We start from the raw sequence: 20,632 nt of genomic DNA, 5'->3' as shown, positions 1-20,632 counted from the left end.
GACTTTTTCAAAGTGTCCATCTTATAGGGTACAGTTTATTATTGGCGGCTGTTTTAGTTTGCTGACGGAAAAGAGTAGGGGACGCACTACAATTGAATAGTCATTTACATATAACCCGATAAAGTACGTGCGTGCTCATTAAGAATGGCTGACAGTTTTATTCTATTATAAAACTTCAATCGTATAGTTTTCGAATTCATCAGTAGACTGTGGAAGATCAAGCACAATCGATTCAGGAATGCGTAAATGAACCGTCATCATGCTTGACACAGAACCCGAGGTATAACTATAGCCACTTCTCCGTTGTTCCGAGAATTGAGTCAATATATTGGAATCATGATAAAATGTGTATTGTATATTATTTGATGGTTGCAACGGTACATACATAGACCGTCTATCCCAAACAGGTAATTCAATTTGTATCTTGTCTGATACATCATAATACGTGCCTTCCGTGTCATCATTGTACGTACTACCCGGGCCGCCAAATTCCACCATCATTTCGGGTCTATAAACGGTTTCTTCTATAAAATTACTTTCAACTGCTATTCTCTCAATCAAAATAAAAGCATTTGTAGGGAACTTCGGTATTGAAAACTTCTCCCCTACTTCATGCGTTCTCTTTGACGCAATCAGCCGCTGCGGTATCGGTAAACCCTCTTCAATTGCATTTCTCACATCAAATCCATACCGATTTCCTTCGACAATCGATAATTGCTCAAACTCATAGTTTCTCTCCATAACTTCCGCAGTAATTAGAAGAATCGACAGTAAGACGAGATAACCCATTATAAATTTGCGATGAAATGTCTTATTCATGCTCATACGTCCTGCACTTTTTACTACTACCATAAGGACTACAATACCCATTAGTAAAAAAATAGTTCCTCCAATCGCAAATATCATCATGGGTTTCTCACCTCCAAACTATTTGTTACCCAAAAGCTAGCACCAAACAACAGCGCAACTGCCAGTAAGACTTTCAATGTGAATAATAGAATCGACGTCTCACCATAGAAAAAGTACAGTAAATCTACATTATGATCACTTTCCGTAAAGAACGCAGTTTGTGTAAAAGCAATCCAGATCAATGCAAACAGCATAATAAACAATTTACTGAACTGAATTAATGAACCTAGTGTGTAACCTACCAACATTAAAAGCAGTGTATAAGCAGTCATTACAAAAATTTGTGAAAAGAAATCGAGTGGCGAAGACAGTAAACCATTCGTTTCCATCACGGTATCGACATTAAACATCGCAATAATTTTCATAACTGATCCAAGTAAAACCGTTGTCACGCCACCAAAAAGTGCGGCTGTACAGAAGAAGTAGAAATTGGCTAGCTGAAAGGTCAGACGATTCGTCACAAAAGTAAATGACTCATTACGCTGTGCAGCAGACGTCAGCACAAATCCTATAATAAATGCCCAAAACAATGTCAGCCCTACTTGGCCATCATTTGATATCGTGGAAAAATTGAATGACAGTACATTTGTATCATCAGAATACGAGGACGTGGAAGTCGCTGAGCCACCCATTAAGACCGTGCCAATGATCTGCAACACAATTAGTACAGAAAAGATAGATCCATTTCCATTTAATTTCAATAAGTACTGACGCTTCGCTAACTCATTAACGCTCCATTGCGTTGAAAACATCATCGACCCCTCCTTTCGTCTGCCCCGTCATCGCTAAATACGCATCGCTTGCCGTAACTGTTGCCACACGTATTCCCGCTTGCCTCAAGTCATTCAATTCAGCTTCGGTATGTTCATTATCGACAATCCACTCTGTCAACGGACCCGCCATGGAACGATGAACGATCGCGTATCTAGTGGCATATGTTTCGAGCACGTTCGCCTTACCTTGCAGAGATAAAAACTTCTCCTGTAAATCTACTATTGGGCCGTGAAAGCCAATATCTTTCCCATCAATCAATAAAATGTCTTCCAGCAAGTCCTCCATTTCTTCCATGTGGTGACTTGATAGTAAAATTGTTCGCGGGTGCGCAATATAATCTTTCAGCAATGCCCGGTAGAAATCTCTGCGTGCTGCTACGTCCATTCCTGTAATCGGCTCATCGAACATCGTCAACGGACATCTTGATGCAATTCCGATAACTGCATTGAACGTACTGCGCTTCCCTTTAGACAACACACGATGCTTAAACGTTAAGGGGAGCTGGAAATATTCCAATAACCGTTTAGCTAGTTCATCATCCCAATTCTCATAAAATCTATCACACTCTACTAAAATATCCCCAAGCTTCAGAGCATCCGGAAAGCCCATCCTATCATCAACGAAAATCATATTTGCGGACACATCCAGGCTATTGAATGGACGTTCGCCAAATACACGTAACTCGCCGCTAGATTCCTTCGTAAAACCTGCTATCATTTTCATCAATGTTGTTTTTCCTGCTCCATTTCGTCCAACCACACCTGTAATGACGTTTTGACGGATATCTAGCGTGACTTGGTCGAGCACTTTGAGTGATCGATACTTTTTCGTAACGTCTCGAAACGTAATGACTTCCATCATGCTCTCCCCTTTCGCTCTGACTCGATTAATCGGTAAAGTTGTTCCTTTTCTATACCAAGCAAATTTGCTTCGTCAAGCAACTCTCGGACTAAGCGACGAAGTGTAAAGTCTTTACGTTTCGATAACAACTTCTCCCGTGCATTCGATGATACAAACGTTCCAAGTCCACGCTTCTTATAAATAAGTTCCGCATCTAACAAAATCGTCAGCCCCTTCCCAGCAGTTGCCGGATTAATATTGAAAAGCTCCGCTAACTGGTATTGCGAGTATACCTTGTCATCAGCTTTCAACGTACCGTCAATAATCTCATTCTCCAACCATTCTGCAATCTGTATATAAATCGGTTTCTCTCCGCCCATCTCAAGCAAGAGCTTCACCACCTTTAGGTTACCCAGTACATTACTGTTGTAATGTACTATACTCGGTTAATTAGAAAAATGCAACTATACGTAAAAAAAGATGTATGGCTGTATGCCGTACATCTTTTAATAAAAGGGTAAAGAAAATTCATCAATGAATTGCTTTCACTGTATAAAATATGTATTTCAAACACATCCTATCTATTTATAACGTATGTTAGGAGCGAAACAGATGAATACTGTAAAAGACTTCCCCATTCAACAAAATAGAATATTGAACGCAGGTTTTCTACTAGCTTGCTTATGTTTATTAGATGCGATCTTCACAGACTACGGTCTTCGTTCGGGTCATATACAAGAAGCGAATCTGTTAGTCTCATTATTGTACGAGCAGAGTATTGCGCTATTTTACATAGTCAAATTAGGATTACCGCTACTTCTTCTGTATATCGTTACAATTAGTAAATCTGGTGTCTGGTTACGAATTTCTATGACGACTGCACTGTTTCTTTATATTGTGGTAATGTTCGTTCATGTGTTTTGGTTGGTTATTGTGGCGATGTGAAGCGTAATTAAAAAAAGAGCTATCGAATGATAGCCCCTTGCCATTTTATCTCTAGTTAACCTGTATACCCCATTAATCTTGGTAAGACCAGAGCTATATCCTCGAAGAACACAACTATTAAGGTTGCAATTATTAATGTTAAAAGAAATGGTAAGACTGCCCTGGCAACTTGCCCCAAGCTCAAATTACTCATTTTCATAAGAACAAACAGTACCACACCAAGCGGCGGCGTCAACATAGCAACTTCATTAGTCATAACCATGACCACACCTAAATGTACGGTATCAATGCCTACTTGTTCAGCTAATGGTACGAGAATTGGAGTTACTGCAGCCATTGTCGCTAACTCTTCAATAAACATTCCTAAGATCATTAAGAATCCGACGATCATCAATAATATTATTTTTGGATTTTCACTAACTGATACACTCCATTCCGCTAGTCGCTGGGGAACTTGCTCCATTACAAGTATACGCGCGAAAAGCTGTGTAACAGCTACCACAATTAGTACCATACCTGATGTCTCAACTGTAAATACTAGTGTTTCCCAAAGCAACTTTTTATTACGTAGTTTTTTTGTAACAAAGAAACCTACTAAAAATGCATATAATACTGCTACTACAGAAGCCTCTACTGGAGTGAAGATTCCACCATAAATACCTCCAATTATTACAATCGGAGCAAACAGAGACCACTTATTTTTGTAAGCAGTTTTTAAGAAGTGTTTCATATTAAAGGGTTCTCCAGTTCCTTTATAATTGCGTTTTCGAGCAATTATGTAAGCGGTTCCAATTAACATAAAGCCTAGCATGATACCCGGCAAAATACCTGCAATAAACAAGGAAGTAACAGATACATTACCAATCACGCCATAAACAATCATCGGATTACTTGGCGGTATTAGAATACCCATCGTCCCACCTACAGCACAGACTCCTGCAGCATAGTCTTTTCCATATCCCGCCTTATGCATGGCAGGTATTAAAATAGCGCCCATTGCAGCTGCTGTGGCAGGACCTGAACCTATAAGTGAGGCAAAAAACATACTTGCTACTATAGTGATTATGCCAAGGCCACCTGTTATTCTACCAAAAACAATTTGAATGGTTTCAATTATTTGACCTGCCATATCTGCTTTTTCCATTAAGACACCGGCTAAAATGAATGCTGGTATCGCAAGAAGCGGAAACATAGATCCCATCTTTAATAGATCAAGGGGAACAATGGAAAACGAAATGCCAGATACCATAATGGCAGCAACCGCGGCTATTCCAAGTGAAGCAAAGATTGGTATGCCTAGTAATAAACTACCGAATAAAACCAGACAAATAATAAGTTCAACTGACATTCACATTACCCCTCTGATTTTTTTTATCTAAATAGCTTAAACAGTAATTTTGTATCATTCTAATATTCATTAGAAGAAACCCTATTGGTAAAATGGCATAGACATATTTCAAATTCCAACCTAGAACAGGAGATATCTGCGTTCTATTGGAGGCACCCATATCCATAAATAATTTAAGCCCTGTATAAATAACGACACAGTTAAATGCAAACCAAATTAAATCACTTATAACCATTAAAATACTTTGAACCCTCGGTGAAAACATCCTAAACTGTACAGTTACACGAATATGGGAGTGTCGTTTAACGGAGATACTTATAACCATAAATACTAGGAATAAAAAGGCGAATCTTGACAACTCCTCAGTCCAAGGTAAGGATTTTCCTACTGCATATCTAAAATATATTTGAAGAAGGAGACTCATTATCATCACCAAAAGCGATACAACGCTAAATACCTCTTCAAAGTTTTTTATAAACCATGAGACCCTAGATTTAATAACAATCCCTACCTTCTAAATAATATCCATACCAGTACCAGTCTATTATTCTTTTGACAACGCACGTACGGGCTTTTAAATTCAAAAAAAGAAGATGGATACAGACAATTACAATTAAAAAGTAATCATAGTAGTAATCCATCTTAATCTAATTTTTATTAATCGAATAGTCAGACCCACGGATCCTCAGTTCTGCATTATTTTTAGTTATATTTCTTTTATTGTGGTAAATCTCTTCCTACTACATTCATCACTTCAGTTAATAAATCGGTGCCTTTAATTCTGTTATATTGTTTTGGCCATGTCTTTAGGGCCTTTTCTTTCCATACCTCTTCATCTTTTGGTGGCCCTGTAAATGTTACATGGTCTTCCATTACTTTTTTACTTTCGTCTAGTAAACCTTGTACGGACTCCCTTGTCCATTCCGTTGTCTCTTGACCAGCTTTTATAACTGCATCTTGAATCTCTGGTGTTTGTTGCTGGAACCAATCTTCTCCTATTACCACCATAGCTACATCATATTTATAGCCTACATCTGAAATATAATTAATATTTTCATAGATCTTTGTACTTTCAAAATCGTCATACGCCAACTCCAATCCATCAATTACACCTTGCTGCAGTGAAGTAATGGTTTCATCCCATGCAATTGGTGTGGCATTTACCCCCCACGACTCAAAGCTAGCAAGTTGAATAGGATTTTTAGGAACACGAATTTTAGATCCCTGTAGATCATCAATTGTATTGATTTCTTTATCAATTGTACCTACTGCTCGAATACCTTTATCCAACCAAGTGATCACTCGTAGACCAGACTCTTCGATAACTCTTTCATTAATCTTTTCACCTAATTCATCTACAACAGCAGCATATTCGCTACTGTCCTCAAAAAGGTAGGGTAAGTCAAACATTCCTAATGATGGGGCAAAAGGTGTAAGATTATTGACAGATTCAGAGGTAGCTTCAATAAGACCATTCTGGATATCTTCCATCGACTTTTCCCCACTACCAATCTGTCCCCCAGGATAAATCTCAACTTTAACTTTCCCATCTGAATATTCATCCACTAACTCAGAAAACTTTTCCGCTGTTTTTTGCCAGATCCCATCTGTTCCAGTTCCATGCGTGAATTTCATAACAACTTGGTCATTCTTAGAACCTTCCACATCACTTCCACACCCCGTTAACACTTGCAAAACTAAAATGACTAGTAAAGAAAAAACAAATTTACTTCGTCGCCCCATATTAAACACCTCTTTTTAGTTAAATTTAGATTCATTGCACACCTGGCAAATGATCTTTGCAATTAGTCGACAGTCCTCTACTGTAAACGTTAGTGGTAGCCGGAAATCACATAAGAAGTCCAATACATTTGCCGTTTTTGGTAAATCACCCGCCATTGATAGATACTGCCAACTTTCATGACGACTCGTAAATCCCTTTGGCTCGAAGTTTCCGAACCATTTGATTTCGACTCCACGTTCAGCACATGTTTCAATGAACTTTTCCATCTGATTAGTTGTTGCGCCACGTAGTGTGAATTGAAATGACGAGGCGACATATTGTTCTTTTCTCTCACGTACAGGGATATATATATTTGGTTGACTACGTAATATTTCTTCAATTGCCTGATATCGCTTATTCCAACGTTGAGCTTGTTTATCAAGTTCCGGCAACTGAGAGCGAATCAAAGTTGCCACTAAATTAGACATTCGCAAGCTGAAATTTGGTATCACCTTTATATAACGATCGAATACTTCCAACGGTGGTCTAGCCAAGTGCTTTTCATACAGCATATAAGAACCCGAATAAAGAATTGATTTAGCTGCTACATCTGCATCGTCAGTAACGAGAAGTCCACCTTCACCTGAATTAATATGTTTATATGTTTGTGTAGAGAAACATCCGACTACACCAAAACTTCCTGTATGTTTTCCATCCCACTTCGCACCCATCGTATGGGCACAATCTTCGATTAGGGTAAGGTCATAACGCTGACAAATCTCCATAACACGATCCATATCTACGATGTGACCTCTCATATGAGATAAAAGAAAGTATGACGCTCCAGAGTCTTTTGCTTTCTTTTCCAGGTCGTCCAGATCTGTCAGATAATCCTCTGTAATTTCTATAAAAACCGGTTGAGCATCGGCATTTTTGATAGCTCCTGGTACAGGTGCTAGTGTGAATGCATTACACAGTACTTTGTCTCCAGGCTGGACGCCGACACTTTTTAGCGCGACGTAAATAGCACTACCGCAAGAGTTAAACGCTGCGCAATAAGTCGTTCCGATATAGTCCGCAAATTCTTTTTCCAGAATGCTAGTTTCAGCGATCTCATCAGCTTCTGTATTATAACGATGAAGCTTGCCCGTAAGCATGAGTTCTGTTGCACTCTCAATACCTGAGGATGGAATCGGTTCCTGACGTGTAAATGTTTTTTTAAATGCCAGTACTTCGTTTAATTGTTCACTCATCGCGAACCCTCCTGCTCTCTTTCGATCATTCGGCCTGTAGTCCGTCACTTATTCAAGTAGCGGACTATTGCCGCATTCCATTAATATTTCTGTTGACGTACTTCTGCAGTTACAGCATGGCCGATCATTCCTTCATAACGGCACTGCCCTGCAATAATAGGCGCGATTTTCTTACTAGCTTCCTTTGTACACTTTTGATACGTAACAGTTTTCAAGAATTTCCCTACCCATAAACCACCTGTATAACGTGCCGCTTGTTCTGTTGGTAGAATGTGATTTGTCCCAATTCCTTTATCTCCATATGTAACCGTTGTTTCTTCACCCAAGAACAATGATCCATAGTTTGTTAAGTTGTCCAAGTAGTAATCCAAGTCCGCTGTTTGAACTTGTACGTGCTCAATTGCATACTCGTCTGCCACTTTGACAGCCTCTTCTCTATCCGCTACTAAAATAATCTCACCGTTCTGCTCCCATGAAGCCGATGCTACCTCCGCAGTTTCCAACGTTGCAATTTGCTTTTTCATTTCTTCCTGAACATCTTCAGCTAATTTACGGGATGTCGTAATCAAAATTGTTACTGCACGGAAGTCATGCTCACACTGTCCCCAAACATCTGCTGCAACTAAAACAGGATCTGCTGTTTCATCTGCTATAATTAAGTTTTCACTCGGCCCTGCAATTTGATCGATACCTACTTTTCCGAACACTTGGCGCTTTGCTTCCGCTACGAATGCATTGCCAGGACCAACAATGAAATCGACAGGCTTGACGCCTTCCATTCCATACGCCATTGTACCAATAGCTTGGATGCCACCAAGTGAATAAATTTCATCTGCACCAGCTAAATGCATAGCATAAAGAACACCGGGATGAATTCCTTCTCCATTTTTCATAGCAGGAGAGCAAGCGATCACTCGCTTAACTCCAGCAACCTTCGGTGGAATAACGCTCATCTGAACAGATGACACAATTGGATAACGCCCACCTGGTACGTATGCACCTACATTCCCAATTGGGATCAATTTTTGACCTAAGACTACACCTGGTTGCATTTCTCTTTCAAACTCGGATAGACTCGCAAATTGAGCTTCGGCAAACGCTCGCACTTGTTTCTGGCAATATTGTGTATCGTGCTTGACTGTTTCAGGTACTATCTTGATCGCTTTTTCAATTTCTTCTTGGGATACACGGAAGCTTTGGGGATCCCAATTATCAAATTTGCGGGATAGCTCACGAACAGCCTCTTCTCCTCTTGAACGAATTTCATTTAGGCTACCTTTCACAATCTCTGAAATACCGCTATTATCCTCTTCTAATTTGTTCAAGCTCTTTTTTATATATTCCGCCATCTTGTTCCACTCCTATCCTTCTATTTATAAGTTGTTCTGTACTGTATTATTTGTTTTCACTTTTGTACCTTTATTTTTTATATGTTGAAGGTTCCCACTAGTCAACGTATTCGCGAGTTCTTCGCCTAGGATGTATACATCTAACTCTTCTTTTGGAATTTCATTATATCTTTTACCGTAAACCACGTAGAATAATGCACCAATTAATACCCATACAACCATTGCAATCAATGACGGTAATGCCAGAATTGCCGGAGACCCCGGAATAAATAGTAGGCCAAGGAAGATCAAACTAATTACCGCCCCAGCTAATGAAACACACTTGCGCAAAGCACTATCTTTCCAATCAAAAAAGCGATAGGCAGACGCACAAGTATATAGATAAGCAATAGCTACACCTGTTGCCGTCATATCTACAATCCATAATAGAGCCGGTCGTCCAAACCATGGTGTGATGAAGCAAACAATAACAGCTGTAATAATACCTACATAAGGCGTATGGTATTTCGGATGAATCTTTGTAAAGGCTTGTGGTAAGATTCGTGCACGTCCCATCGCAAGTAGCATTCTACTCGATGAAACTAGAAAACCATTAATTCCCGTAAAGATTCCCATACATAAAGCTGCCGTTAATAATGTCATACCTAAATTACCAAACAAGCTTTTTACAACATCTCCAGTTCCCCATACAGGTTGACCTGCGACCAGACCTTGCCATGGAGTAGCCATCGCTGTTGCATAAACCATGACAGAATAGACAAGACCACCAGCACCTAGGGCAAGAATCATTAGTTTGAATGCACGTTTTGCTGAAAAACTAAATTCTTCTGATGTTTGTGCGATATTATTAAAGCCTGAATATAGAAACGGAGCTGTTGCAACAATTATTAAGATTGAAGATAAACTTCCGATTTCCATATTGAATGCAGGGCGTAAATTTGTGAATGCCGTGTCTGGATGGAATGTCATTCCTAAGCCAACCACCATGGCTCCAATGAATAATATTGCACTGAATATGAATTGCATTCTACCTGTTAAGCTGATCCCCCGGATATTTGCAAGTCCAAAGATGACAAGCGCAACTGTTGCCAAAATGATTTGACTCATATACACATCCCACCCTGCAATCGTATACAAGTATCCAATTTCCACAACTTGAGGATATAAAAATTTAAACAATACTATAATTGCTGAGGCATTTAATGCAACAGATGTTACATAGGACAAAGTAACAAACCACCCGCATATATAGGCGTTAATCCTGCCAAAGCCTAGATAAGTAAAGACAAATTCGCCTCCCGATACTGGAAACTTTTCCACCATATATCCATAACTCACAGCAATGACCATAACTAATAATGCACCAATTAATATTCCTAATATGACTCCAATTGGTCCCGCCTCAGCCATCCAATCTGTTGGCAGTACAAAAGCACCCCAACCAATTGCGGAGCCAAACGCAATCGCTACGACCCAATGCGGTTTTAATGACTTTGATAACTCTGTCCTATTTTCCATCTGTATCACTCCCCAGTTGTAAAATCCTCCACCTGTATGTTAGCGCTTACAAGAAGGTGCCGTATCCTGATGGAATAAGTACGTAATATACATTACAAGCTTATTACGTACTTATTTTCAAATTCATCTCACAACTTTCTCGTCTTTTTGCAAGATAGGTGCTTCTACTTCAATTGTATCTGGATACTTAATACCGGCTCCCGTGTTGAGCACTACTACTTCTTCATCCTCTTTGATCCATCCATCGTTACGCAGTTTTCTAGCTGCCGCAAATGCTGCAGCCCCTTCAGGACAAACGTATGCACCTTCACTTGACGCAACAAACTTTAATTCTTTAAGTAGCGTTTCATCGTCGATAGCAATTGCACAACCATTGGTCTGCTTAATGCCATCAAGGATTAAGAAATCACCTAACGCTTTTGCCACATTAATACCGAACGCTACAGTAGATGCATTTTCCCAAGGTTCTGCATGTGTCTTGCCTTCTTCCCACGCTTTAACAATTGGTGCACAACCTGTAGACTGAACAGCTACAAGACGTGGCATTTTATCTTCCGAAATCCAACCTAGTTCCTGCAATTCACGTAGTGCTTTATAAATTCCGATTAGACCAACTCCACCACCTGTCGGATATAGGATTACATCTGGTACCTTCCAACCAAACTGCTCAGCTATTTCAAGTCCCATCGTCTTCTTACCTTCAATACGGAATGGCTCTTTCAATGTAGAAGCATCGAATAAGTCATAGTCTGCAACTGCTTGACCGACGATTTTTCCTGCATCTCCTATTAGACCATTGACTAAGTATAAATCTGCACCCGCTGCTACACATTCTTTACGTGTAATTTCCGGTGCATCAACGGGCATAACAATAGTAGCCTTAATATCGGCTTGTGCACTATACAATGACCAAGCGGCACCAGCGTTACCGTTTGTAGGCATTGCCAACTCCTTGACCCCAACTTCTTTCGCTTTGGAAACACCGACAGCAGCTCCTCGTGATTTAAAAGATCCGGATGGTATCATTCCTTCATCTTTCATATAAAGGTTTGAAATCCCCATATCCTTTCCAGCCTTTTTCAAGTGAAGCATTGGTGTCATACCTTCACCTAGCGTCGTGACATTTTCTTCGTTCTTTACTGGCAGTAACTCGTGGTAACGCCATAGATCCGGTTTACGCTCTGCTAACTGTTCTTTTGTGAAGTTCTCTTTCAACTCATCCATCTTGTAAGCAACCAACAAAGGCGCACCGCAATCACATAATTGGTTAATCTCATCTACATCATATGTTTTCTCGCATTTTGGACAGTGTAAGTGGGATACAAAGCTATAAGTCATTATATTTCCTCCTAATATGGTTTGTTTTTTATATTATCGAATAGCAATAGATTCAATCTCAATTTGAGCACCTTTAGGCAACTCTTTCACTCCTACCATGGCTCTAGCAGGCTGACTACTTCCAAAGAACTTAGCGTATACTTCATTGACTTGAGCTGCTTCTTCAAGAGATGTCATAAAAATTGTATTTTTCACAACATTTTCTAACGAAAGATCAGCCGCCTTCAAGATGGCTTCAATATTTTTCAGGGACTGCTCTGCTTGTTCTACTACAGTTGGGCCCATTTCATTGGTTTTCGGATCAATTGGTAATTGACCTGAAACATAAACTATTTTCTCTTTTTCGACTGCTTGAGAGTAAGCCCCTACTGCTGCCGGTGCGTGATCACTGTGAATTTTCTTGAACAATTAAACCAACTCCTATTTAGAATTAAAACTGACATCGGTGCGCACTTTTTGCAAATAGTTGTATATAGTAAACTTTGAAACACCCAATACACTAGCTGCATATTCAGTAGCTCCTTTTATTAAAAACGCCCCTCTAGCTTCAAGTTCACGGATTACTTCAATCTTTTCATCTGTTTCTAGCAACGCAGGGGGTTTATAATACTTATCCAATGCTTGTTGCGTCATTGATTGGATCACTTCATGTACATCTTTGTAGAAACTTTCTTTTTGTTGTTCGTCTTCTTCAAAAGTGATGAAGTCTTTAAGTGCACCTTCCATTTGGATCATGTTGCTAATATCAAAGTTTATACAGAGTGCACCTAGTACCTCGTCATTTGAATTCTTCAAGAAAACAGTAGATGATTTCATCACAGAACCTTTTTGAGATACCGTTTTATAGTTAGCATAATCAGTCACTACTTTTTTCTTAAGCTGTTCTAGAACGAGATCTGTTATAGGAGAACCTATATTTCTTCCTGTCAATGTGCCCGCTAGATGAATTAAAGAGCTTTCTAGGTTGCTAAAGTCGTGGACGGCTACCTCACATTGCGTTCCAAACATTTCAACCAAAATATCAGCCGTTCGAATTGCATGATCAAATACTAAAGCGCTTTCATTACTCACATCAAACTCCCCATTTCATTAATTATCCGAATTGATTGTGAATTCAAATAACTTAAGATTAATATTAACAGACATTTTTTTAATTGCAACAATTTTTTAACCCCTACAATATTTTTGTAACCCGAAATTATTTGTAATCCTTATTACTACGCCATCTTACAAAAAGGACTACCAAGTAAATGAGTCTATTTAACCACATCATTCACATTCTTGTACTAATGTAAATGTGCAGTTAGACTACTAATCCATTAGATGTAAATGTAATAATGGCTACAGCAAAGATTTTATTGTTTTTGAATTCTAAACAATCGCTACGACTTTCTATATACCACAATTACGCAGTAAAATAAGATGGTATTTTCATTGGTAGCTAAGCTAAATTTATTAGCATTATCTATTAGATTGCCTCGCACAGTGCAGACCTCAGACGGCAAAGACATCGTCAGCACTATTTTCGAACAGTCCTTTATAGAAACATTCATATCTATAGACCGTTTCCAAGGAGACTAATGGCGCAACGTATCGTTATCCCCTGATCATACGCAATATCCTAGAACCAAATGGTATTCCAGCAAGTATTATCGTTTCATTGATCTGTGCACCTCATTTTTGCTATTCGCCAATAAAGAAAAAAAAAGTGCCAGAACCCCAAGTAGGGAGTTCTGGCATTTTTTCATAGTCCTCTATCTTGTTTCACATAGCGAATCAATTCATTTTCTCGCGCAGTATTCATCTCTTCAGTAAAATCATGGCTCCATTCGTAATAACCTTCACCTGTCTTACTACCAAGCTTGCCTGCTTCTACTAACTCATCCATACTAGACGCGGATTGTTTTACAGTCGATAGATCTTTATAGAGGTAATTTGATATTTCCGTAAAGACGTCCAAACCACCCATATCCGCTGATAAAAGTGGACCGGTAACAGGCAATCTTCTGCCGATGCTATAGAGTACCGCAGCATCAATATCTTCTTTGGAAGCAATTCCTTCTTCCAGGATGTGCTGCGCTTCACGCAATAAAGCAAACTGCAAACGATTTCCTACAAAACCAGGTGCTTCTTTTTTTACTTCGATTGGTTTTTTATTTAACTCATTCATTAATACCATCGACCGTTCAACTGTATCTTCACTTGTTTTTGCACCGCGAACAACTTCAACTAACGGAATCAAGTGAGCCGGGTGCCAGAAGTGTGTAATGACTGTTCGTTCAGGATATTTCGTTTCCGCTGCAATATCGGTTGGACTGATGGCTGATGTATTACTTGCTAAAATAACTGCTGGATCGCAAAGACTATCCAATAGCTTGAAGATTTGTTGCTTCAAGTCCAAGCGTTCAGGTACAGCTTCGATCACGAACGTCGCATTTTTCACCGCTTTTTCAATTGACGTTACCGTCTTTACTCGGTTACGGATTGTCAATAAATCGTCGCTCGTCAGCAAGTCGTTAGCTCTCAGCACGTGTAACTTATTTTCAATACTGTCAAAAGCACGTTCTAGCTCCTCATCGGAAATCCCATACATCATCACATCATAGCCAGCCCACGCTGCGCATAATGCAATGGAGTGACCCATCGTTCCGCAACCTATTACCGCTATTCTCTCCATACACTTGCCTCCAAATCTATCTTTATTAAAAAAACGATATCCTTGATTAGGATATCGTTAATAAATTAACTTTGTATAAAGTCAGGTGAAATTATAAAAGGTGCTTCTGTCTTTTCTTTCACTTCTTCTACAGTAACACCTGGTGAAGTTTCCACAAGCACCATGCCTTCATCTGTAAAATCAAATACAGCCAAGTCTGTGATCAGTCGATCTACCACACCTAGACCTGTAAGTGGCAATTCACATGTCTTCTTCACTTTGGATTCGCCATGCTTACTGACATGATCCATAATAACAACGACACGTTTAGCACCGACGACTAAGTCCATAGCGCCGCCCATTCCTTTAACCATTTTCCCTGGAATCATCCAGTTGGCTAAATCTCCTTTTTCAGAGACTTCCATACCGCCGAGGATTGCCAAGTCAATATGGCCACCACGGATCATCGCAAATGACTCCGCACTATCAAAGAATGAAGATCCAGGTACCGTTGTGATTGTTTCTTTTCCTGCATTGATTAAATCCGCATCTTCTAGACCTTCAACCGGATACGGCCCAATACCGAGCAGTCCGTTTTCCGATTGCAATAGCACATTTACATCTGCAGGAATTTCATTGGCCACCAATGTGGGCATGCCGATTCCTAGATTCACGTTCATGCCGTCTTGTATTTCCTTTACTGCACGTTTAACGATTGTTAATCGAGTATCCATCGTTGTCATCTCCCCTTTTTACGCTTTTCTTACCGTTAAGCGTTCAATCGGCTTTGCATAGTCCGTTCCAAGTAGAACACGTTGTACATAAACACCCGGTGTATCAATTTCTTCAGGTTTTAGTTCGCCTGCTTCTACAATCTCTTCCACTTCTGCAATCGTTATTTTACCTGCCATTGCTGCAAGTGGATTAAAATTTCTAGCAGTTTTGCGATAAACTAAGTTGCCAAGTGTGTCAGCCTTCCAAGCTTTTACAAGTGCAAAGTCGCCGACAATTCCTTCTTCAAGCAAGTAGGTCTTACCGTTAAACTCTTTCGTTTCTTTACCTTCTGCAATAGGTGTTCCAACGCCTGTAGCGGTATAGAATCCAGGAATTCCTGCGCCACCTGATCTAATTCTTTCCGCCAGCGTCCCTTGAGGACTTAATTCAACTTCCAATTCCCCACTTAGAAACTGCTTTTCAAAGATCTTATTCTCACCAACATAAGAAGCAATCATCTTTTTGATTTGTTTATTGGCAAGCAATATACCTAGCCCTTGGTCATCCGTACCACAGTTGTTACTAGCAATTGTTAAATCTTTAACACCACTTTCGCGTAATGCTTCTATAGACTTTTCCGGTATACCACATAATCCGAACCCGCCAACGATAATTGTACTGCCATCTCGAATATCTGAAACCGCTTTCGCAAATGAATTATACACTTTGCTCATACCGTAACCTCCTTCAACTCTTTAGTAATAGTTTACATAGTTCTGACTTATATGTAAAATGAATATAACGAATGAATAGTATTCCCTTTTAGAATAAGTAAATTGAAAGGCTGATTCGAATGGATTTAAAAGATTTCAACGCTTTTATTGAAGTAGCCAATCATTTAAGTTTTACAAAGGCCGCAGAACATTCTTATATGTCTCAACCCTCATTAAGTAAATCCGTTAAAAAGTTGGAAGAAGAACTGAACGTCATTCTATTTAATCGTTCAACACGTAATTTACAACTAACCGACGCAGGGAATATTGTTTATTCACAAGGCCAACAAATACAAAACTTAGTAGCGGAACTTCCTACTTTATTGGAAGATCTCGTAGAAGGCGTAGCGGGCGAGATCAAAATTGGCATGCCACCATTAATCGGAACTCTTTTCTTCCCTCAAATTGCTAAAAACCTACAATCTAACTTTCCTAATATAACTATTGAACTACATGAGCACGGAGCAAAAGTAGTCGAGGATCTAGTAGATAAAGGACAGATTGACGCTGGTATTATCGTCTTACCAACCGATACAGAAATCTTCAATGTTCAACCGTTTATATCCGATAAGTTCTTCGTATTCGTTCATCGTGATCATCCATTTGCATCAAGAGATGCTATTGCACTATCCGATTTACAAGATGAAAAGCTCATTCTATTTTCTAAAAGCTTTGCATTGCATCGATATATTATTGGTGCTTGCAAAGAAGTAGGCTTCAACCCAACAATCTCTTATGAAAGTTCACAATGGGATTTAATCATTGAACTTGTGGCAGCGAAGCTAGGAATTACTTTACTTCCTCAATCTATTTCCGAAAAGTTCTCCAATGATCAGATTAAAATAGTACCGTTAAAAGAACCCCCGCTATTATGGAAACTCGGAATTGTAACAAAAAAGGACAGCTACCATTCATTCGCACTTAAGAAATTCATGGAAATGTTTCATAAGTAGAGTACACATTAGACTATACCCAAAAAAGAGTAGACCTATTCGTCTACTTTATGAAGATTTCGTCGGACAAGTCAGGCAACGGATGGGTGTCTGAACATAAAAAACTCCAACCCACACTCGGTTGGAGTTTACTGTTTCACGTGGAACAAGTCAGAACATTTTTGTTGTCCAAGATTCACCGTTCCAAATAGTTGTTACGACACCTTCGTAAAAGTCTGGTTCATGTGAGATGAGAAGGATGCTACCTTTATACTCTTTCAATGCACGTTTAAGCTCTTCTTTTGCGTCATAGTCCAAGTGGTTGGTTGGCTCATCCAAGACTAATAAGTTGGTTTCTGAGTTAACGAGTTTACATAGACGCACCTTTGCACGTTCTCCACCGCTCAGTACTTTCACTTTACTTTCAATATGCTTCGTAGTCAATCCGACGCGTGCCAATGCAGCCCGCACTTCATATTGTGCGAAATGTGGAAACTCAGACCAGATTTCTTCAAGGCATGTGTTGTCCGTATCTGCTTTCATTTCCTGTTCAAAGTACCCAATGGATAGATGTTCGCCTTGCTCCACTTTTCCTGAAAGTGCAGGAATTTCACCAAGGATGCTTTTCAGCAAGGTAGTTTTCCCAATCCCATTGGCTCCTGCTAAGGCAATCTTTTGCCCTCGCTCCATAACTAAGTTGAGTGGTTTTGAAAGTGGATCTTCATAACCGATTACAAGATCCTTCGTTTCAAATAAATATTTCCCGGGAGTTTTTGCCGTTTTGAAATCAAAATGTGGTTTCGGCTTTTCTGAATCCATTTCAATAACATCCATTTTATCAAGCTTCTTCTGTCGAGACATCGCCATGCGACTTGTTGCAGCATTAGCTTTATTGCGCGCAACAAAGTCCTTTAAGTTCGCAATTTCTTTCTGCTGCTTTTTATAAGCTGCCTCCACTTGCTGCTGCTTCATCTCATGAACACGTAAAAACTCATTATAGTCACCTGGATAGCGATTAATTTGCTGATTTTCCATATGATAAATCAAGTTGATAACACTATTTAAGAATGGAATATCATGAGAAATCAATATGAACGCACCTGGATACTCCTGCAAATATGTACGTAGCCATTCGATATGCTCGACATCCAAATAGTTCGTTGGCTCATCTAGTAATAAAATATCAGGCTTTTCAAGTAGTAATTTTGCAAGTAATACTTTCGTTCGTTGCCCACCGCTTAGATCGTTGACGTCACGATCCAGTCCAAACTCATTCAGCCCTAAACCATTCGCTATTTCTTCCACTTTGGCATCAATCATATAAAACCCGCTTTGCTCTAGGGAATCTTGAATTTGGCCAGTCTCTTCTAAAAGACCTTCTAGATCATCAGGCTCTACTTCACCCATCTTCGCAAACAGTTCATTCATTTCTGTTTCCATATCGTATAAGTACTGAAACGCGGTGCGCAAAACATCGCGTATGGACATTCCTTGCTTCAATACCGCATGCTGATCTAAGTAACCTACACGTACACGCTTCGACCAAGTCACTGTGCCAGCATCAGGTTCTAACTTATGTGTAATAATATTCATAAATGTAGATTTTCCTTCACCATTGGCACCTACTAACCCGATATGTTCACCTGACAATAACCGGAAAGATACGTCGTCAAAAATTGCCCGATCACCAAACCCATGGCTAATATTTTTTACTGTTAATAAACTCATGTTGTACACCTATTCCTTTTCATTCATTTCATTTATTTTAACACCCTATATACATAATTACCTTAGAAAATGTAAACTAACACATACTTAGACAAAGTATCTTCCATTACAGATATTAACCTAGCCGTTTATGGCGATCAAACAGCATAATAAGAAGAAAAAGCACACACGATTTGATTCGCATGTGCCCTTTTTTATTTCATTTTATATAACTCTTCATTCATTGACTTGAACAATGAAAACATCATCAATACCATAACAAAAGAGAACGGCAAGGCCGCTATGATAATCGTGTTCTGCAAAGCAAGAAGTCCACCTGCTGAAAGCAAGATCAATGCGATTGTCGATACAATAACACCCCAGATCACTTTAACGGAGTTCGGTGGCATCAAAGAACCATACGTTGACTGCATACCTAATACGTAAGTCGCTGAGTCAGCTGACGTGATGAAGAACGAAGTAACTAAAAGAATCGCAAACAATGACAGAACCAATGAAAATGGCATTTCGTGAAACATCTCGAATGCAACTACTTCAATATCAAAAGAAGCTAAATCTACTACCCCATTTTTTTGAAAGTCAATTGCTGTTGTGCCAAATGTAGAGAACCATAAGAATCCGAAGAATGAAGGAACAAGCAATACGCCTGCCATAAATTCACGAATCGTACGTCCTTTCGAAACCCGTGCGATGAACATACTGACGAATGGTGACCAAGAAATCCACCAAGCCCAATAGAATATCGTCCATCCATCTAACCATCCACGATTTTCACCATTGAGTGGAGCCGTACTCATACTCATATCAATGAGATGAGTAAAATAGCCGCCAACTGAATCTGTGAACATATTTAGGATCAATAAAGTAGGTCCAAGAATGAGAATTAATCCTAATAGGGCTACTGCCAATATCAAGTTAATATTGGACAAATAACGAATCCCTCTACTTAACCCTGACCAGGCTGATCCGATAAACAGTACCGTCACGACTGTTACGATAATAATTTGTGACTGGATTCCTATCGAGAAACCAAATAAGTAATTCAAGCCTGCATTAATTTGAACAGCACCTAAGCCAAGTGAAGTTGCCACGCCAAAAGCCGTTGCAAACACTGCAAGCACATCAATTGTAGTACCTAAAGGACCTTTTACTTTTTCTCCAAAAATCGGCTTCAATGTTGCAGATATTAAACCCGCTTCGCCTTTTCGAAACTGGAAGTATGCCAATGCCAATGCGACCATGCCATACAATGCCCAGATGTGAAGTCCATAGTGTAAAAATGTTTTCCGCATCGCTTCTTTAAAAGCGGCAGGTGTTTGCGGATCCTCAGTAGCAGGAACAGCGTAGTGTGAAAGTGGTTCTGCAGCACCGTAGAATACCAAACCGATACCCATACCTGCTGAAAATAGCATCGCAATCCAAGTGATAGTAGAGAATTGCGGACGATCTGTATCTTTTCCTAAACGGATTTTACCGTATGGACTGAATATCATAAAAATACTTAGCAACAAGAGTGCCGTCATGAGTAACATATAATACCAACCAAACCTTGAGGCCACAAACGCTTTTCCGGAATTTGTGATTTGCTCAAAGTGTATTGGATCAATTACACCATAACCAACTGCCAAGATGATTAATGCAATTGTAATATAAAATACTTTTGATATTTTCTTCATATTTCCCCCTTATTTACGTAGATTACACAAGCAAGGTTACACTATACTTGAAATAAAATAAGAAATCAAATGGATTAGTCAATTTTATTTTATTTTAATAGAATACTAACACATGAAAAACGTTGATATAATGGCATACTTCATCTTATACTTTGC

General features: G+C 39.4%; 20 protein-coding genes. 2 read left to right on the top strand and 18 right to left on the bottom strand.

Features of this window, described 5'->3' with window-relative positions; translation table 11 throughout:
• Window positions 1–165 precede the first annotated feature (165 nt).
• From CSV79_RS09340 to CSV79_RS09325, 4 genes are read right to left on the bottom strand one after another with little or no spacing between them, the layout of a single operon-like run.
• Window positions 166–909 (bottom strand): hypothetical protein, encoded by a 744-nt coding sequence (locus CSV79_RS09340; RefSeq protein ID WP_099688782.1) that lies wholly within the window; start codon window positions 907–909, stop codon window positions 166–168.
• Window positions 906–1,664, bottom strand: a complete 759-nt coding sequence (locus CSV79_RS09335) for a hypothetical protein (RefSeq protein ID WP_143560559.1) — start codon at window positions 1,662–1,664, stop codon at window positions 906–908. Before CSV79_RS09335 ends, CSV79_RS09340 begins: the two co-directional genes overlap by 4 nt.
• A complete protein-coding gene (locus tag CSV79_RS09330) occupies window positions 1,636–2,544 on the bottom strand; it encodes an ATP-binding cassette domain-containing protein (protein ID WP_099688780.1) in 909 nt (302 codons plus the stop codon). Before CSV79_RS09330 ends, CSV79_RS09335 begins: the two co-directional genes overlap by 29 nt.
• Window positions 2,541–2,903: a GntR family transcriptional regulator gene (locus tag CSV79_RS09325; RefSeq protein WP_099688785.1), complete on the bottom strand. Its 363-nt coding sequence runs from the start codon at window positions 2,901–2,903 to the stop codon at window positions 2,541–2,543. Before CSV79_RS09325 ends, CSV79_RS09330 begins: the two co-directional genes overlap by 4 nt.
• 232 nt (window positions 2,904–3,135) lie before the next feature.
• Here CSV79_RS09325 and CSV79_RS09320 point away from each other — a divergent pair, with 232 nt between their 5' ends.
• Complete coding sequence (locus tag CSV79_RS09320) at window positions 3,136–3,468, top strand: DUF5658 family protein (RefSeq protein WP_099688779.1); 333 nt, start codon at window positions 3,136–3,138, stop codon at window positions 3,466–3,468.
• Between the two features lie 55 nt (window positions 3,469–3,523).
• Here CSV79_RS09320 and CSV79_RS09315 read toward each other — a convergent pair whose 3' ends face one another.
• The 12 genes from CSV79_RS09315 to CSV79_RS09260 all read right to left on the bottom strand — a co-directional run bounded on the left by CSV79_RS09315 (window position 3,524) and on the right by CSV79_RS09260 (window position 16,101).
• Entirely contained in the window at window positions 3,524–4,816 is a 1,293-nt protein-coding gene (locus CSV79_RS09315; RefSeq protein ID WP_099688778.1) for a TRAP transporter large permease, read from the bottom strand.
• A complete protein-coding gene (locus CSV79_RS17420; RefSeq protein WP_158232503.1) occupies window positions 4,806–5,240 on the bottom strand; it encodes a TRAP transporter small permease in 435 nt (144 codons plus the stop codon). Before CSV79_RS17420 ends, CSV79_RS09315 begins: the two co-directional genes overlap by 11 nt.
• Window positions 5,241–5,533: 293 nt before the next feature.
• A complete protein-coding gene (locus tag CSV79_RS09305) occupies window positions 5,534–6,559 on the bottom strand; it encodes a TRAP transporter substrate-binding protein (protein WP_099688776.1) in 1,026 nt (341 codons plus the stop codon).
• A gap of 15 nt (window positions 6,560–6,574) precedes the next feature.
• Window positions 6,575–7,792 (bottom strand): DegT/DnrJ/EryC1/StrS family aminotransferase, encoded by a 1,218-nt coding sequence (locus tag CSV79_RS09300; RefSeq protein WP_099688775.1) that lies wholly within the window; start codon window positions 7,790–7,792, stop codon window positions 6,575–6,577.
• 80 nt (window positions 7,793–7,872) lie between these two features.
• On the bottom strand, window positions 7,873–9,141 hold the full coding sequence (hisD, locus tag CSV79_RS09295; protein ID WP_099688774.1) for a histidinol dehydrogenase: 1,269 nt from the start codon (window positions 9,139–9,141) through the stop codon (window positions 7,873–7,875).
• A gap of 24 nt (window positions 9,142–9,165) precedes the next feature.
• The gene (locus CSV79_RS09290; RefSeq protein WP_099688773.1) at window positions 9,166–10,659 is read right to left on the bottom strand and encodes an APC family permease; all 1,494 of its coding nucleotides are present in this window, start codon (window positions 10,657–10,659) and stop codon (window positions 9,166–9,168) included.
• 123 nt (window positions 10,660–10,782) lie between these two features.
• A complete protein-coding gene (locus CSV79_RS09285) occupies window positions 10,783–11,997 on the bottom strand; it encodes a threonine synthase (protein ID WP_099688772.1) in 1,215 nt (404 codons plus the stop codon).
• A 33-nt stretch (window positions 11,998–12,030) separates the two neighbouring features.
• Window positions 12,031–12,405 carry a Rid family detoxifying hydrolase gene (locus tag CSV79_RS09280; RefSeq protein WP_099688771.1) on the bottom strand — a complete coding sequence of 125 codons (375 nt, stop codon included), beginning with the start codon at window positions 12,403–12,405 and terminating at the stop codon, window positions 12,031–12,033.
• Window positions 12,406–12,417: 12 nt separating this feature from the next.
• Window positions 12,418–13,068 (bottom strand): helix-turn-helix transcriptional regulator, encoded by a 651-nt coding sequence (locus CSV79_RS09275; RefSeq protein ID WP_099688770.1) that lies wholly within the window; start codon window positions 13,066–13,068, stop codon window positions 12,418–12,420.
• Between the two features lie 673 nt (window positions 13,069–13,741).
• Window positions 13,742–14,674 carry a 3-hydroxyacyl-CoA dehydrogenase family protein gene (locus tag CSV79_RS09270; protein ID WP_099688769.1) on the bottom strand — a complete coding sequence of 311 codons (933 nt, stop codon included), beginning with the start codon at window positions 14,672–14,674 and terminating at the stop codon, window positions 13,742–13,744.
• Between the two features lie 65 nt (window positions 14,675–14,739).
• Window positions 14,740–15,387: a 3-oxoacid CoA-transferase subunit B gene (locus CSV79_RS09265; protein WP_099688768.1), complete on the bottom strand. Its 648-nt coding sequence runs from the start codon at window positions 15,385–15,387 to the stop codon at window positions 14,740–14,742.
• A gap of 18 nt (window positions 15,388–15,405) precedes the next feature.
• Window positions 15,406–16,101, bottom strand: a complete 696-nt coding sequence (locus CSV79_RS09260) for a CoA transferase subunit A (RefSeq protein ID WP_099688767.1) — start codon at window positions 16,099–16,101, stop codon at window positions 15,406–15,408.
• 119 nt (window positions 16,102–16,220) lie between these two features.
• Between CSV79_RS09260 and CSV79_RS09255 the strand changes: the two genes are divergently transcribed.
• The gene (locus CSV79_RS09255; protein WP_099688766.1) at window positions 16,221–17,093 is read left to right on the top strand and encodes a LysR family transcriptional regulator; all 873 of its coding nucleotides are present in this window, start codon (window positions 16,221–16,223) and stop codon (window positions 17,091–17,093) included.
• 150 nt (window positions 17,094–17,243) lie between these two features.
• Here the strand turns inward: CSV79_RS09255 and CSV79_RS09250 are convergent, their stop codons facing one another.
• Complete coding sequence (locus tag CSV79_RS09250) at window positions 17,244–18,800, bottom strand: ABC-F family ATP-binding cassette domain-containing protein (RefSeq protein ID WP_099688765.1); 1,557 nt, start codon at window positions 18,798–18,800, stop codon at window positions 17,244–17,246.
• A 194-nt stretch (window positions 18,801–18,994) separates the two neighbouring features.
• Window positions 18,995–20,476, bottom strand: a complete 1,482-nt coding sequence (locus tag CSV79_RS09245; protein WP_099688764.1) for a BCCT family transporter — start codon at window positions 20,474–20,476, stop codon at window positions 18,995–18,997.
• Window positions 20,477–20,632 lie beyond the last annotated feature (156 nt).

It is taken from the genome of Sporosarcina sp. P13, assembly GCF_002743055.1.
In the GTDB taxonomy this organism is placed as follows: Bacteria; Bacillota; Bacilli; order Bacillales_A; family Planococcaceae; genus Sporosarcina.
Note: the sequence above shows the minus strand (reverse complement) of the source record. Positions and strands in the feature narration are given on the sequence as shown.

What these genes read in the sequence shown, in the direction of transcription:
- CSV79_RS09300 (WP_099688775.1), bottom strand. Translation starts at nt 7,792, where the DNA reads ATGAGTGAACAATTAAACGAAGTACTGGCATTTAAAAAAACATTTACA.
- CSV79_RS09305 (WP_099688776.1), bottom strand. Translation starts at nt 6,559, where the DNA reads ATGGGGCGACGAAGTAAATTTGTTTTTTCTTTACTAGTCATTTTAGTT.
- CSV79_RS09285 (WP_099688772.1), bottom strand. Translation starts at nt 11,997, where the DNA reads ATGACTTATAGCTTTGTATCCCACTTACACTGTCCAAAATGCGAGAAA.
- CSV79_RS09260 (WP_099688767.1), bottom strand. Translation starts at nt 16,101, where the DNA reads ATGAGCAAAGTGTATAATTCATTTGCGAAAGCGGTTTCAGATATTCGA.
- CSV79_RS09290 (WP_099688773.1), bottom strand. Translation starts at nt 10,659, where the DNA reads ATGGAAAATAGGACAGAGTTATCAAAGTCATTAAAACCGCATTGGGTC.
- CSV79_RS09340 (WP_099688782.1), bottom strand. Translation starts at nt 909, where the DNA reads ATGATGATATTTGCGATTGGAGGAACTATTTTTTTACTAATGGGTATT.
- CSV79_RS09330 (WP_099688780.1), bottom strand. Translation starts at nt 2,544, where the DNA reads ATGATGGAAGTCATTACGTTTCGAGACGTTACGAAAAAGTATCGATCA.
- CSV79_RS09245 (WP_099688764.1), bottom strand. Translation starts at nt 20,476, where the DNA reads ATGAAGAAAATATCAAAAGTATTTTATATTACAATTGCATTAATCATC.
- CSV79_RS09265 (WP_099688768.1), bottom strand. Translation starts at nt 15,387, where the DNA reads ATGGATACTCGATTAACAATCGTTAAACGTGCAGTAAAGGAAATACAA.
- CSV79_RS09270 (WP_099688769.1), bottom strand. Translation starts at nt 14,674, where the DNA reads ATGGAGAGAATAGCGGTAATAGGTTGCGGAACGATGGGTCACTCCATT.
- CSV79_RS09320 (WP_099688779.1), top strand. Translation starts at nt 3,136, where the DNA reads ATGAATACTGTAAAAGACTTCCCCATTCAACAAAATAGAATATTGAAC.
- CSV79_RS09335 (WP_143560559.1), bottom strand. Translation starts at nt 1,664, where the DNA reads ATGATGTTTTCAACGCAATGGAGCGTTAATGAGTTAGCGAAGCGTCAG.
- CSV79_RS09315 (WP_099688778.1), bottom strand. Translation starts at nt 4,816, where the DNA reads ATGTCAGTTGAACTTATTATTTGTCTGGTTTTATTCGGTAGTTTATTA.
- CSV79_RS17420 (WP_158232503.1), bottom strand. Translation starts at nt 5,240, where the DNA reads ATGAGTCTCCTTCTTCAAATATATTTTAGATATGCAGTAGGAAAATCC.
- CSV79_RS09250 (WP_099688765.1), bottom strand. Translation starts at nt 18,800, where the DNA reads ATGAGTTTATTAACAGTAAAAAATATTAGCCATGGGTTTGGTGATCGG.
- CSV79_RS09325 (WP_099688785.1), bottom strand. Translation starts at nt 2,903, where the DNA reads ATGGGCGGAGAGAAACCGATTTATATACAGATTGCAGAATGGTTGGAG.
- hisD (WP_099688774.1), bottom strand. Translation starts at nt 9,141, where the DNA reads ATGGCGGAATATATAAAAAAGAGCTTGAACAAATTAGAAGAGGATAAT.
- CSV79_RS09255 (WP_099688766.1), top strand. Translation starts at nt 16,221, where the DNA reads ATGGATTTAAAAGATTTCAACGCTTTTATTGAAGTAGCCAATCATTTA.